The sequence below is a fragment of the Azospirillum mesophilum genome (assembly GCF_053470405.2).
The window spans coordinates 1-12,867 of the sequence record NZ_JBPXMQ020000079.1 but is presented as its reverse complement, the minus strand read 5'-3'; the positions used below and the strand labels follow the sequence as shown (position 1 = coordinate 12,867).

General features: G+C 62.1%; 17 protein-coding genes. 13 read left to right on the top strand and 4 right to left on the bottom strand.

Annotated elements, in window-relative coordinates:
- The first annotated feature begins 324 nt into the window (after positions 1 to 324).
- The 13 genes from ACSVC7_RS32015 (at position 325) to ACSVC7_RS31955 (ending at position 9,509) form a co-directional block, all read left to right on the top strand.
- Positions 325 to 642 carry a hypothetical protein gene (locus ACSVC7_RS32015; RefSeq protein WP_448208619.1) on the top strand — a complete coding sequence of 106 codons (318 nt, stop codon included), beginning with the start codon at positions 325 to 327 and terminating at the stop codon, positions 640 to 642.
- Positions 643 to 652: 10 nt separating this feature from the next.
- Positions 653 to 3,286, top strand: a complete 2,634-nt coding sequence (locus ACSVC7_RS32010; RefSeq protein WP_448208620.1) for a type IV secretory system conjugative DNA transfer family protein — start codon at positions 653 to 655, stop codon at positions 3,284 to 3,286.
- A 39-nt stretch (positions 3,287 to 3,325) separates the two neighbouring features.
- Positions 3,326 to 3,616 (top strand): hypothetical protein, encoded by a 291-nt coding sequence (locus tag ACSVC7_RS32005; RefSeq protein WP_448208621.1) that lies wholly within the window; start codon positions 3,326 to 3,328, stop codon positions 3,614 to 3,616.
- A gap of 93 nt (positions 3,617 to 3,709) precedes the next feature.
- Complete coding sequence (locus tag ACSVC7_RS32000) at positions 3,710 to 4,192, top strand: RT0821/Lpp0805 family surface protein (RefSeq protein WP_448208622.1); 483 nt, start codon at positions 3,710 to 3,712, stop codon at positions 4,190 to 4,192.
- Positions 4,193 to 4,394: 202 nt separating this feature from the next.
- Positions 4,395 to 4,550 (top strand): hypothetical protein, encoded by a 156-nt coding sequence (locus tag ACSVC7_RS31995; RefSeq protein ID WP_448208623.1) that lies wholly within the window; start codon positions 4,395 to 4,397, stop codon positions 4,548 to 4,550.
- A gap of 14 nt (positions 4,551 to 4,564) precedes the next feature.
- Positions 4,565 to 4,789, top strand: coding sequence for a hypothetical protein (locus ACSVC7_RS31990; RefSeq protein ID WP_448208624.1), 225 nt, complete (start codon positions 4,565 to 4,567; stop codon positions 4,787 to 4,789).
- A gap of 206 nt (positions 4,790 to 4,995) precedes the next feature.
- Positions 4,996 to 5,268, top strand: a complete 273-nt coding sequence (locus tag ACSVC7_RS31985; protein WP_448208625.1) for a hypothetical protein — start codon at positions 4,996 to 4,998, stop codon at positions 5,266 to 5,268.
- Between the two features lie 549 nt (positions 5,269 to 5,817).
- The gene (locus tag ACSVC7_RS31980) at positions 5,818 to 6,426 is read left to right on the top strand and encodes a helix-turn-helix domain-containing protein (protein ID WP_448208609.1); all 609 of its coding nucleotides are present in this window, start codon (positions 5,818 to 5,820) and stop codon (positions 6,424 to 6,426) included.
- Between the two features lie 87 nt (positions 6,427 to 6,513).
- Positions 6,514 to 7,134, top strand: a complete 621-nt coding sequence (locus ACSVC7_RS31975; RefSeq protein ID WP_448208610.1) for an AAA family ATPase — start codon at positions 6,514 to 6,516, stop codon at positions 7,132 to 7,134.
- A 55-nt stretch (positions 7,135 to 7,189) separates the two neighbouring features.
- On the top strand, positions 7,190 to 7,561 hold the full coding sequence (locus ACSVC7_RS31970) for a hypothetical protein (protein ID WP_448208611.1): 372 nt from the start codon (positions 7,190 to 7,192) through the stop codon (positions 7,559 to 7,561).
- Between the two features lie 122 nt (positions 7,562 to 7,683).
- Positions 7,684 to 7,983: a hypothetical protein gene (locus tag ACSVC7_RS31965; RefSeq protein WP_448208612.1), complete on the top strand. Its 300-nt coding sequence runs from the start codon at positions 7,684 to 7,686 to the stop codon at positions 7,981 to 7,983.
- Positions 7,984 to 8,321: 338 nt separating this feature from the next.
- Positions 8,322 to 8,810, top strand: a complete 489-nt coding sequence (locus ACSVC7_RS31960; RefSeq protein ID WP_448208613.1) for a helix-turn-helix domain-containing protein — start codon at positions 8,322 to 8,324, stop codon at positions 8,808 to 8,810.
- Between the two features lie 69 nt (positions 8,811 to 8,879).
- On the top strand, positions 8,880 to 9,509 hold the full coding sequence (locus ACSVC7_RS31955; protein WP_448208614.1) for a DUF3800 domain-containing protein: 630 nt from the start codon (positions 8,880 to 8,882) through the stop codon (positions 9,507 to 9,509).
- Between the two features lie 403 nt (positions 9,510 to 9,912).
- On the opposite strand, the gene ACSVC7_RS31950 is transcribed toward ACSVC7_RS31955, so the two are convergent.
- Genes ACSVC7_RS31950 through ACSVC7_RS31935 form a run of 4 tightly spaced genes read right to left on the bottom strand, consistent with a single transcriptional unit; the run spans position 9,913 to position 12,743 of the window.
- Positions 9,913 to 10,188 carry a hypothetical protein gene (locus ACSVC7_RS31950; protein ID WP_448208615.1) on the bottom strand — a complete coding sequence of 92 codons (276 nt, stop codon included), beginning with the start codon at positions 10,186 to 10,188 and terminating at the stop codon, positions 9,913 to 9,915.
- A 13-nt stretch (positions 10,189 to 10,201) separates the two neighbouring features.
- Positions 10,202 to 12,100 (bottom strand): relaxase/mobilization nuclease domain-containing protein, encoded by a 1,899-nt coding sequence (locus tag ACSVC7_RS31945; protein ID WP_448208616.1) that lies wholly within the window; start codon positions 12,098 to 12,100, stop codon positions 10,202 to 10,204.
- 8 nt (positions 12,101 to 12,108) lie between these two features.
- Positions 12,109 to 12,423 (bottom strand): plasmid mobilization protein, encoded by a 315-nt coding sequence (locus tag ACSVC7_RS31940; RefSeq protein WP_448208617.1) that lies wholly within the window; start codon positions 12,421 to 12,423, stop codon positions 12,109 to 12,111.
- Positions 12,420 to 12,743, bottom strand: a complete 324-nt coding sequence (locus tag ACSVC7_RS31935) for a TrfB-related DNA-binding protein (protein WP_448208618.1) — start codon at positions 12,741 to 12,743, stop codon at positions 12,420 to 12,422. Before ACSVC7_RS31935 ends, ACSVC7_RS31940 begins: the two co-directional genes overlap by 4 nt.
- Between the last annotated feature and the right edge of the window lie 124 nt (positions 12,744 to 12,867).

Sequence of the window (12,867 nt, the reverse complement as noted above, 5' to 3'; positions counted from 1 at the left end):
CGCCAGCCGTCCCAATGAGCGAAGCGAACGGGACGCTGGCGGGGGGTCCAGGGGGCTTCCCCCTTGGCGAGCGCCCAGAGGCACCAAGCGTAAGCGCGGTGGCCTATGGGCATTGCTCGCTCCTAACCCAACGCTCCTGTTTTTGCACTTTAGCGGCTAAAACGCGAACTAACCTGTGAAGAGGCGTATTCAAATTTTAGCCGCTAAAATGAAGCCACCATTTTTGAAGAGTAACACGTTTCAATGGCAACTGGAAAGTGTGGAAAGTTTTCAACTATTCTGATAAGATGAGCGTCATAGGAAACGACAAACATTTAGGCGAACATGAGCACGAACAACGACAAGATTGCGAAGGCCGCAAGCGCACTGGATGCGCTCACACCTAAGCCCACGACACCCAAAGGCGCTATGGCAATCGTTGACGCGCTGTATGACAAGATCAGCGCAGCAATTGAAAAGGGCTACACGTACGATGAGATTTCAAAGCTTCTCGCCGAAGCCGATGTGAAGATTAGCGCATCAACGTTGCGCCAATACTATAAGCAGCGCAGTGGAGGCGCTAAGAAGCGCCCCCGCACTAAGCGCAAGACTGCGGCTGAAGGCGGCGCGAGCGACAAGACTCCAGCGGAAACCTTGGCCTGAGGGGGCGCCAATGAGGACGTTACCCACGCTCTCCATTCTGATGGCGCTTGCTGCTGGCATGGGACAGGCGGAGGCGCAGACAATCCGCCCCTGCAAAATCGACCTTGAAGTCAGCGCCTACGCCAGAGCGGAAACCAAGCCGCGCGTCATGCAGATTGAGCAGGAACGCTGCAAAGCGGTCGATGCGGCAATGCAGGAATGGACGGAGACTGCGGATGCGCTCGCCAGCATTGCCGATGACACCACCAGCGCGGCCAACGCGCGCCATTGGGACAGACTGCGCGCGCTGCTCGTCAAGGCTCGCCCTGTCATTGACAAGGCGCTGAAGGCCGCAACCGACAATCCGGACGTGGCAGGCGCGGCCGATGTCGTCGCGCAACTCTCAGCAACCAATCTTGGCTATCGTTTTCAGAATGCCCGTCTGAAGCTGCCGCAGAACCTGGATGAAGCCTTCGCGGAACTCGACCGGGCTTCAACCAAAGACGGCGAACAGGAAAAGGCGGCGACCATCCTCGCCACCTTGTCACGGACGCTGCGCGGTTCTGTCATCAGTTACGCGAACGGCCTGTCGGTGAAGGTGTCTACGACCTTCCGGAAAGCCGTCATGCAGCTTGCGGAAGAAGACAGCAAAGGTCGGGCGCAGGAGCTTGCCGGCTCCCTCGCACAAGGGGCGGCGCCGAGTACGGGCGGCGCCATAAACGGCGTCACCAGCGGGGTTGAGCAGCCTGATCCGGCGGCGAGCTGGCTGTGGGGCATGGGTGAACGGTTTTCCCGGTTCAGCGCGGTCCCCGGCTGGGCGTTCCTGGCCTTCGTCCTCGGTCTGATCGGCCGCGCTGGGCTGAAGAATGCCGCCAAGTTCGCGGCCTCGTGCTTCGCCCTGGGCACCGTCGTGTGGCTGGTCTACGTCTTCGTTCCCGCCGCTGTCCCCTACCTCGGGCCGTTGGCCTTCGCGGTCTGCGCGACGATGCTGGGGCCGGTGCGGGTCCTGTTCGGCACGGGCGCCAAGCCCCCCATGGTCCGGATGCCGAACCCGCAGCTGGCCCTGGCCGCCCTGGTGGTCGCCGGCATGGTCTGCTTCGTGATCGCCTTCGCCCTGCCGGCGCTGCTGGTCAACGTCCTGGCCGCCGCGGCTGTCATGCTCTTTGGCTACGTCCTCGTCACCAAGGCCGCGAAGGATGGTTCGATGCCATTCCTAGCCGGCTTTCGGAGCGGCGCAGCTCCAGCCCCGGCGGCCGGCGTCGGCCTGGATGGGCTGAAGGTGGCCGACGACATCCTGCACGGCTCGGCCGGCTGGGGCGGCTACGCCGACGCCAAGCAAGGCAGGCATTTGGGCGCGCTGGATGAGCCGGGCTTCGCCCTTGGCCGCCTCGATGCGGTCCCGGCCGGCATAGACGAGCGGTTCCGCTTTCTCGGCCATGTGGTGACCTGTGCGCCGACGGGTGCCGGCAAAGGCATCGGCGCCGTGATCCCGAACCTTCTCGAATACCCCGGCTCGGCCCTGGTGGTCGATCTGAAGGGCGAGAACTACGCCGTCACGGCTCGCCGGCGCGAGGAGCTGGGGCACAAGGTCTACGTGGTCGATCCCTTCGGCGTGACCGGCGCAGCCTCGGCCGGCTGCAACTTCATGGATCGGTTGGACGTCACTCACCCGGACTGCATCTCCCGCTCGGCCGCCCTCGCCGAATGCCTTGTGATCGCCGGCAAAGGCGAGAACGCCCACTTCGACGAAACGGCGCGCGGCCTCCTCCAGGGCCTCATGCTTCATGTCGCCGGCCTGCCGGATCGCGACCGGCGCCACCTGGGCGAGGTGCGCCGGCTGCTGACTCTGGATGAGCCGGACTTCCTGGGCGTCATGGCGGACATGGTGGCAGATCCGGACGCGGCCTATGGCGTGCCGGCGCGGGCGGCCAACACCCTCATGAGCACCGGGGATCGTGAACGCGGCTCGATCCTCTCCACCGCTCGACGGTCCACGGCATTTCTCGATGATCCCCGGATCATTGCCACGGTTTCCAGAACAGATTTCGCCTTCTCCAGGCTCAAGACGGAGTTGTTGACGGTCTATCTGGTAATTCCGCCGGATCGTCTAGAATTTTACTTCCGATACCTGCGCGCTTTCATCGGTACAGCGCTTGGTGTTCTGACCGAGACGCAGAAGAAGCCGATTTACCGTGTTGCCTTCTTCTTGGATGAGTTCGCGCAGCTTGGTCGAATGCAGTCGATTGAAAAAGCAATCTCGCTGGTTCGCGGGTACGGCATCGTCTTTTGGCTATTCATCCAAGACCTTAGCCAACTGAAGGACGCTTACGAAGAAAGGTGGCAGACGTTCATGGCGAACGCTGCAAAGCAATTCTTCGGGACTGACGACTTCGATACTGCGGAATACATCAGCAAGACGCTTGGCAAGGCCACCGTCGAATATGAAACAGCCGGGTCGTCGCGGAAAATCACGGAACTGGTGGGCTCAAACTCCGAAAACGTCCAGTACACGGGACGGGATTTGTTGACGCCAGATGAAGTGATGCGGCTTGGCCCCAAGCCCATAATCATCGTGAGAGGTGAACCACCATACATGCTTGCGCGCATAAATTACCTTAAAGACGAAGAGTACGAAGGGCAGCACGATCCCAACCCATATCATTGATTTTAGCGGCTAAAGAGCCGGAGAATGACGGAGTTTTACATGCAACAACAGACTGTTTCTCAATACGGCTGCCGCGTCTCTGGCGCGGCGGCCATCCATGCGGCCCCGGCTCCCAGCGCGTGGGCGTTGCGGCAGGAGCTGGCCGCCCTGGTCGAGCGCTACGCCGCCACTTTGGATGATGCGGAGGTCCGGCGCCTCGTCGTCACGGCTGACCGGGCGCCCTTGGCGCCCATTGTCGCCCTGGCCGAGGAACTGATGATCCAGGCCGAGTACCGCCAGCACGGCGGCTGGATGGTCGCGTTCCGCCGGCTGGCCGCGCTGGGCGGCTGATTCAATCCCTTCGGTGAGGGGCGGGGAAAGGCGCCAACCAAATCCCCCGCCACTCCCGACACTTCCCCCACTGCAAGCGAGAGAGTGACACCAATGAGCATACAGAACACGCGCCGCGCCGTCGCGGCCCTGATCCTGGCCGGCGCCCTGGCCGGCTGTCAGACAGGCCAGATGGGCACCAAGGAAACCATCGGCACGCTGGGCGGCGCCGCTGCCGGCGGCCTCATCGGCTCCCAGTTCGGCGGCGGCTCCGGGAAGCTGCTGGCGACGGGCCTGGGCGTCCTGGCCGGCGCCTTCGCCGGCCGCGAGTTGGGCGCTTCGCTCGACAAGGCGGACGAAGCACACGCCACTCAGGCGGAAAGCCGCGCGCTGCGGGCCAAGCTGGGCGAGCCGATCCGCTGGAAGAACCCGGGCACGGGCAACAGCGGCTCCGTCACGCCGATCCGCGAGGGGACCGACGCGGGGGGGAACGTCTGCCGGGAGTTCCTGACTACGTTGGCGATCGGCGGCAAGTCGCAAAACGCTTACGGGACAGCCTGCCAGCAATCGGACGGCTCTTGGAAGATCCAACCATAACACCGCAAAAGCAAAATCTGTCCTCTGATGAGTTTACCTAAACAATGCAGAGGAAGATTTTGAATATTCACTCACATTACCGGCAACGCAACAAGTATTAATGTTGACCGTGTGGCGGTATTCGTGTAGTGTTATTCAAGTGTTTTGGAGATGTCGCCGTAACTTTTTAGCGGCTAAAACGGAAAAGGCAGGAGAACGGGAAATGCGTGATCTGGTCATGATTGCTAACTTGGTTGGTCTTCGCACTGATAGCATTGTCATGAATACTGTTCTTGGATGCGCAGTCGGGGCGTTGGGCTATCAGGTCGTTCGTGTCTTCGTGTCCTATGACGCATTTCTTTTTGCCCTGATGCACTGAACGAGGATTTGAAGATGCTGAACATGCGTAAGATCGGCCGCTTCGGCGCCGCCCTGGTCGTGACCTCCACCCTTGCCGCCTGTTCGGGTGGTTCGACTGTGGTCGAGAACCGCCACGGAGCATCCACGGCGGCCCTGGTGGGCTTTGACCGGAGCCCCGTCTACTGCTGCGAGGCAGGATGGGGAGTGAGTGATGAGCGTCGCTGGGCTGCTATGCGGGCCGGCGTCATCGGACAGTGACGCTACGGCCTATAAGAAGGCCGTGCAACGCGATTAGGAGGGGGCGGCTAGGGTAAGCCGCCCCTTTTTCGTGGAGCCCATTCCTGGGCGATTTATCGGGCCGTAACGTGTATCATGGACCTCCCTCGGACCGCCCTACGAGGAAGTAGGCACGCTAGCCCGTCGTAAGCGCCTCCAGGCGTGACCCGGCGGGGTGGGTTGGCGGCGTGCTGAAAAACTTTCCCTCATTCTGGCGTAAAACACACGTCTGCGCGGCATGGATAAGCATGAAGATGGAATACAAGGGGTACGTTTCCGGGCCTATTCACTTCGATTCTGATACGGGGATCTATACAGGTATCGTTGCTGGCCTTCGTGACGTGATCCATTTTCGTGGCAAGAACGAGGATGAGTTGTTAGCCTCATTCCGCGAAGGCATTGAGGACTACCTGTCCTTTTGTTCCGAGCGTGGTCAAGCACCTGAAATGAATGCCCGATAAGTGATGGCTCTGTATCGTACGATACAGGGGTGAATGCCCCCCAGCGGGGGGCAGAGGGGCACAGCCCCTTGGGGGGCTAAGCCGATTCAAAATCGGCCTCGCGCGCCTGCGCGCGCTGAGACATCACACTGGCCGCGAAGTGGTCGAACTGCCGGCTATGGAAATGTGGACAGTCGGCCTTCGGCCGACCGGGGAGGTTGCCCCCGGCGCCGCTGCGCGGCTCGTTCCGGGGACAACCTCCCCTCTGCCCACATTCCCACAGCCGCAACCAACATTGAAATATTTTGAAATTTTATTTTAAGGACTGGGGCTTGCTAGAGATCATAGAGAGAGCAGACCTAAACACTGTTTGATTCCAATAGGTTGTAAGGGGGGGGTTGGACTCCCTAGGGAGTCCAACCCTGGACCTCTTAGGAGGTCTAGGTTTGCTCAAAAATCGAGCGCAAGCGCTCAAAAACCGTTGCTGTTTGATCCGGGGGCGGGATACTCTCGCGCTCGATTTTTGAGCGCACGGAGTCCACCCGTAGACTCCTTAGGAGGTCTAGGTTCATGAGCAGGGAAGTTGGAAAGAAGGTCACCCCTAGGGCGCAAACCTGGGTACAGACCGAACGTGAGGCGCATGTGCAGTGGGGACGGCTTGTAGTCAGCAATCCCCTCGCTGCTGCGGTGATGCACCAGCTCGTGGCGATCATGGATCGCAACAACGCGGTCTGTATCTCACATCAGACGTTGGCCGACTTGGTTGGCTGTCATTACACCACCGTCAAGCGGGCGCTGAAGTACCTTGAGAAAAACAACTGGGTGCAAGTTGTTCAGCTAGGGGTTCGTGGCACTGTAAACGCCTACGTCATCAATGAACGGGTCGCCTGGGCCGATTACCGCGATAACAAGAAGCTTGCCATATTCTCGGCACGGATCGTTGCGGATGCCGCCGACCAGTCACAAGCGGCCCTGTCTCCGGGCAAGCTGCGCCGTGTACCAATCATCCATCCACCGGAAGAGGCATTGCCTGCCGGTGAGTGGCCTCCTGGCTCGCAAGCTCAATTGCCGGGCATGGAGTCGGTCGTCGTCGGCCCTCCGCGCGACGATGAGCATGAGGAAATGGATCTCATCGATCCGGCTGAGCACGACAGGCTGCCGGCAAGAGGGAAGCGGTAATTTTGGATATATGGATATATTGAGGTAAAGCCATAACACTGCTATGATTTTTAGAACTTATGATTTTTGGATATAAGGATATCCAATATGAAGTGTCTGGCTGTAGTGATGCAGAAAGGTGGGGTCGGCAAGAGCACGATTGTGCGTGCCCTCGCCATTGCCGCGCTGGTCGCGGGCAAACGGGTGGGGGTGGTGGACATGGACCCCCAGGGCAGTGTTGCGAAGTGGGCAAAGCGTCGATCAGTGCCGGCGCCGACCGTTGTGACGGCCACGGCCGCGACGTTGCCGGATGAACTCGACAAGCTGGCCAAGCGCGGCGCTGAGGTGGTGCTGATCGATACACCGCCGCACACTATGGCGGCCGTTCAGGTCGCGGCCGAACATGCGGCCGGGGTCATCCTCCCCGTCAAGCCGTACCCCGACGATTTGGACGCTCTGCCGGCGACCGTGCAGATTATCCGCGACATGGGGCGGCCGGCCGTGCTGGTCATCAATGCCGCGCCGGCTCGCGCTCAGGCGTCAGCCCAAGCCCGCGCGCAACTCGCGCGCCTCGGTCTGCCAGTCCTGCCGCACGATATCGTTGACCGGATCACACACCCTTACGCCACAGCCGGCGGACAGACTGCCCAGGAGTATGAGCCAAAGGGGAAGGCCGCGGCTGAGGTTGCCGCAGCTTGGGAGTTCATCGCAGCAACGTTCCAACTCTAATTCTGGATATTTGGAAATCCAAATATCCAGAAATCGCCAAATGAGGGCGAACTCCATGGCAGCTAAACGAAAACCAATCTACCCGACGCTTGATCTGAACGAGAACCAAGCCACCGAACCGCCCGAGGTGGAAGTGCCGTCGCCTCCTGCGGCCCTTGCCGATCTCCCCACGCCAGCACGGCCTCCCTCGATCCCCACGAAGCAACCGACGGGGCGTAGTCGAGGCCGCCCCAAGACTGACCGGGATCAGGTGCGCGCTGCGGCCAAACCCTTCCCTCTCTACCTGAACCCCGAGGGGCACAAAGCCCTGAAACGCTATGCCCAAGACACTGAGCGGCGGATGCACGACGTCCTCATGGAATGGGTGGAGGAGGGGGCACGCAAGGCCGGTTTCCGCGCCCCCTTCCGTGTGCAAAGTGACAGCTGACAGGACACATCGCCGCATCTGACAGTGAGGGCCTGCACCATAGCGGGTCTAGCATCCCCCCCTTGACGCCATATCGCCACTGTGTTGATCGTCACGCTCCACTTTCGCGTATAGGACGAATGATGTTCCGTGCTGTTCCCATTGCCGCTCTGGCGCTCTCTCTGGTTTCAGGGGCTGCTCACGCCGCCGACGCACCCGCCCGGCAACCGGTTCTCCCGCAGCCCTTGCAGACGCCCCAGCCTACCAACGGCATCATCATGCAGGCCATCCAGCCGTCGACCACTCTGGTGGAGCAGTCCCAAATCTCCTCGCTGCTATGGATCTACGATACCAACGCCAAGCAGCTGATGCTGTGTGCCGCCCGCACGAACCGTGAGTTCGATTGCTCGCGCGCCGTCCGGCCAAACTGGTCTGGGCAATAGACTAGGGTTGTTCCAAGTCGATCGGCCGGCGACGTTGGACGCCGGCCACTCCAGCAGCAGGCTGGGATCGACTTTGGTACCCTCAGAATGGGGCGCGCGAGCCATTTTCGGGGCGACATCTTCTCCTCCCCGGGAGAGACATAAATGTCTGAGCTGCGGAGACACCAATGTCTCCCAAAGCAGAGGCCTCAGTCGCTAATAGCCCGTAACCGACTAACCATCGGTAACCCCAAGCCCTAGACAAAAACGTCTCCCCTTCAAAGCCTGAGCATGGCTTGCAAGCTGGGCCGCCCCCGCGTATCTCGGCTGTGGTAGCTCAACACAGCGAGGTCTTGGCCATGAGCAATGTCGTCACCCTTCCCCCGAAAGCTGCCACGCCTCCGGAGGCTGACAAGGCGTTTCCCAAGCGTTGGGGCGCGAAGGTGGCGGATCATGGCTACGTCATGGTTCCGGAGATGCTCCTTGCCTTCCAGGGGCGACTCCGGCTGCGCTGCACTGAGGTGACAATGCTGCTGCAGATCATGACATTCTGGTGGGCCAAGGGTGGTCTACCGTGGCCTTCGAAAGCCCGGCTGGCTGAGAGACTCGGGGTTACGGAGCGGCAAGTTCAGAGGACACTGACCAAGCTGGAAAAGCGCGGCTTCATTAAGCGGCAAGAACGCTTCTATGGAAGCGGGAGCCAAACCAGCAACGCCTATGACCTGAGCGGCCTTATCGCCGAGCTGAAGAGGCTTGAACCCGAGTATCGAGCGGCAAAGGAAAAGGCCAAAGCAGAACGCGCTGAGGTCGAGAAGATGGTTCCCGGCGAGTACAATCCCGTCAAGTGATTCATTCTAAAAATTGTCAGCACCAACTTCAACGGAGGTGCCTGCCAGCCTGACACGTGAGATCAACCCATGGCCACGCCTCGCAACAAAAAGCTGCTGTGCTTCATCGACGAATACATTCCGGGGAATACGAGCGACCTCTACCTCGGAGCAGTCTTCGTGCCTGCAGCTGAAGCTGGCCGAGTTGATAAGACTTTTAGTGATTTGCTTCCGGCAAATGCAAATGAGGTCCACGGCGTCAACCTAGAGGATGCAACCATCGAAGGGTTGCTGGATGGACTCTTTAAGGCCAGCCCATCGTCTCACCTGCTTATGATTAATCGGCGGATCACAGGTACCACTGGCGCCGCACCACATGTCTATGGAAACGCTGTTGTTGAACTTGTTAAAATTGGAATGCGGACTTTCCGCACGGAAAAACTAACGTTCAAGCTGAAGAATGAACGACGAGTGCTGAACAACCTGGATTTGATACTGGATCGCAATCAGCACAACACTCATCCTCAGTTTGAGGCGGTGATGCAGAAATCACGTTCAGAGGGAAGCTTTCGCGGTGTGGATGGGGTTAGCTGCATCGATTCCGCGGCATCGCGGCTGCTTCAGATCGCGGATCTGGTTGCGACAACTAGGCGGTGGATCGTTGGAGGAGCTGTTCGGGCGGATGCCCTGCGGGATCGTTTTGGAATTCGTGTATGCTGAAGCAGAAAGGGCGGCCCAAGGGCCGCCCGATCCGGGAAACTGGGTGGGGTAGGTGATCGTCAACCGTCAGCTTTTGGCTTTCGGGTGATCACAGCGCTAGCCAAGCACGCGGCCGGACTAGTCGCAGATGGGGTCAACCCCACGAGCCCATATATAACGCCCCCCATCCGTGTGCACAACCCCTCAATGGGGTGCCCAGTTCCCCGCTGGCTGATTGGAGTGAATGCCCCCAACCGAGGCAGAATAAGCTTTAGCGCCCTGTATCGGTTCCCTGTTCCACTGCTACTCAGCTCCCTGATCGCCACCTTTGTTGGCGGCTCAATGAGCCATGCGTGAGGACCAAAACGAAACCGGCCGGCACCGTCGTTGCTGACGGTGCCGGCCGGCCTGGTGCACGACCTGGCTAACCGATTTCGGCGCCCTGCTGCCGCTCGGCCGCCCGCTTGGCGGTGAAGCGTTCCATCGCAGCCGTCCGCCGTTGCTCGCGGTCCTGGGGCTGCCCCATTTTGTCCGCGGCCTCGGCCGTCTCGTGCCGCATCTTGTCGGACACGATTTCGTTGAAAATGGACAGGTTCGGGCCTGCCTTCCCGAACGCCTGCTCCAGCTGCTCGCCCGGCGTCTTCTTCACCGCCAGTTCAAGCTTGCCGTCTGCATCCTCTGTGACTTGTAGCGTGCTCATAGGTTCCTCCTGCTCATCCAATGCCGCCTCGGCCCCCTCGGCCGTGGCTGTTATCGCGCTCACGCTGCTGCCCGAACCTGTTGAGGGCCTGTTGCCGGCGCTGCTCGATCTCCTTCCGGCGCACGGCCTCCTGGCGCTCGCGCACGGCCTGCATCCGCTTGGCCAGCTCCGGATGCTCCTCGGCCACCTCGCGAGCCGCGCGCAGGTGAATGTTCTCCTTCACCTGCCCATAGCTGCTGTCGTGGCCGAGGAAGGCCCTTAGCTCCTGCTCGCGGCCAAGGTGGGCGTTGCGCTCCTTCCGGGCCGCCTCGATGTCGGTCCACCAGTCCCGGCGAGCCTGCTCGTACCGGGCCTGGGCGCCCGGCACCAACGCCGCCAGCCCGCGCAGCTCGGCCGGCTGATGGCGCTCGTAGGCCGCAAGGCGCTCGTCGGCTTCCCGGCGAATGGCCGTTGCCTCGTCCAAAAGCGCCGTCGCCCGCTTCTGTAGGTCGGCCCGGCGCGCGGCGATCAGGCGTTCCCACTCGGCCATCGTCTCCCGGTCGGCCACCTCCGGCCGGTCCTGCTCGCTCGTGGGCTTGGCCTGGGCAGCGGTCGGCCGCTGCTCGGCCGTGCTGACGGTCTGGACGGTCGGCTGCCGCTCAAGGTGGGCGACATGGCGACGGGCGGTCTCATCACCAGCTCGTGCGCGATCTGCAAGCCACGTTCTGAACTCCGGCGCCTTAACTTCGGGCCGGGGCGCGGCCTGCAACTCCGCTTTCGTCGCCTGCCATCGCTGGGCCGCTACGGCGCGTTCTTCACGCGACCGCTTTTCAAACCGTCTGTCGATGATGGCATAGGTGAGATTGCGCGCCATGCCACGCCCGAACACAGCGCGGGCTATCGCCTTCCGCCTCTGCGCCTCTGCGCGCCGTTCGGCCGCTTCCTCCGCACGCTTGGCCTGCTCCTTCCGCCACGCCGCCGCGCCCTGCTGGCTGCGGTGTTCGCGGTTGGCCTGACGGTAGAACTGCGTCCGGTACTCTTGGTACTGCTGACGCAATTGTTGGGCGTCCTGCCGGCTCTGGCTCTGGCTCGGCCGCTGACGCAGAGGCACCGGATCGGAGCCGACCAAACGCTCATACCGGTCGTCACGGGCGGGGCGGTCCTGGCTCTGGCCGGCCTGGAAGGCCGCGAACGTCTGGCCGAAACGCTTCTCCAGCTTGGCGCGCGTCCACTCATTGCCGGTGACCTTCGACAGCCCGGCGCGCTCCTGGCCGTCCGTCAGGGTCAAGCCCTGGCGGTACGGCTCCAGGCGCAAGCCGGCGCGCTGAAGACGGTCGGTGAGATCGGCCCAAGAGGTGGCGTGCTGGAACGCCTGGGCGCCGCTCTCCGCCACGATCCGCGCGAACGGCTCCCGGCCGGTGCGGTCCTCGTGTTGGCGCTCCGCGTGCGTGGCCTGGGCCGGCGCGGGTGGATGGTCGGCGCCGGCTTCCTTCCACGAGTGATGGCCGGGGACGATCTGAAGGCCGTATTCCTTCTCGGCCTGCCGGCACACCTGCTCACACTTGGCGTAGTCGTGCGACACGCGCACGGCCTTGTAGCTCTCCGGGTCCACTCGGTTCCAGACGACGTGCACGTGGTCGCCGTCGCGGTCGGAGTGACGAACGACGATGCGCTGGTGCCCCTCCAACCCTAGCGCCTGCTCGGCCCTGTCGACCGTGGCGAGCCACTGCTCATCGGTCAGCCGCTCGCCGTCAGCGACACGGAACCACCGATGATAGACCGGCTTTTGAACGCGCTCCGACTGAGCCGCAACGGCGCGCATCTCGGCGGCGGCGGTGCGCTCCGACATCACGCCGCGCATCTCCAAAACCTGGGCGTCGTCCTTCTCGGTCACGTACGCAATGCAGCCGGCGAAGCCGCGACCGTGGCTCACTCCGCTAATCATCCGGCAAGCCCTTCAATGGCGGCGCGCACCTCGTCCAGCAGAGGCGCCAACGCCTCGGCCGCTGGCACATGGCCGGTCTGGTGGGCACGCTTGGCAAGCTGGTTCAGGTTGTTCCCGACACGGGACAGGGCGGCAATGGTGGCGCTGGTGTCCTTGACTCGCACCGACTGGCCTAGCGCCACCTCACGGACGAAGGCGGCAACCGTCCGGTTGACTCCCTGGGCGCGGGCTTCCAACGCCTCCAGCTCGGCCGGCGACAGACGGACGCGAAGGATCTCCGTCCGCTGGCGTTTGTCACTCCCGCTGCTCATTCTGCCTCCAGCTTGCGTGCGCGCTTCGCCTGCTTGGCCCACTGCTCGACTTGAAAGGCTTGGAAGTCCGGCAGAACTGCTGTGACGAGCCTGTACCCCGCCGGCACGGCACACCGCGTATCCTTTGCGGCGTTCCACACCCGAGCCACGGCCTGACACACAGCCGACTTGCTTCTGGTCGGCGTGGTGAAGTCCTTTTGCGGAGCGCCGTCCACCAGAACGCGCCGCGTCACGGTCGCAAGCTCGACGGTCATTCTCGGCAATTTCGCGGCGGCCCTTTCGAACTCCTCCGCCGTCAGACGCCGCTTCGATCCGCGCATTCTCCACTCTCCATCTTCGGCCGCCAGCCGTCCCAATGAGCGAAGCGAACGGGACGCTGGCGGGGGGTCCAGGGGGCTTCCCCCTTGGCGAGCGCCCAGAGGCACCAAGCGTAAGCGCGGTGGC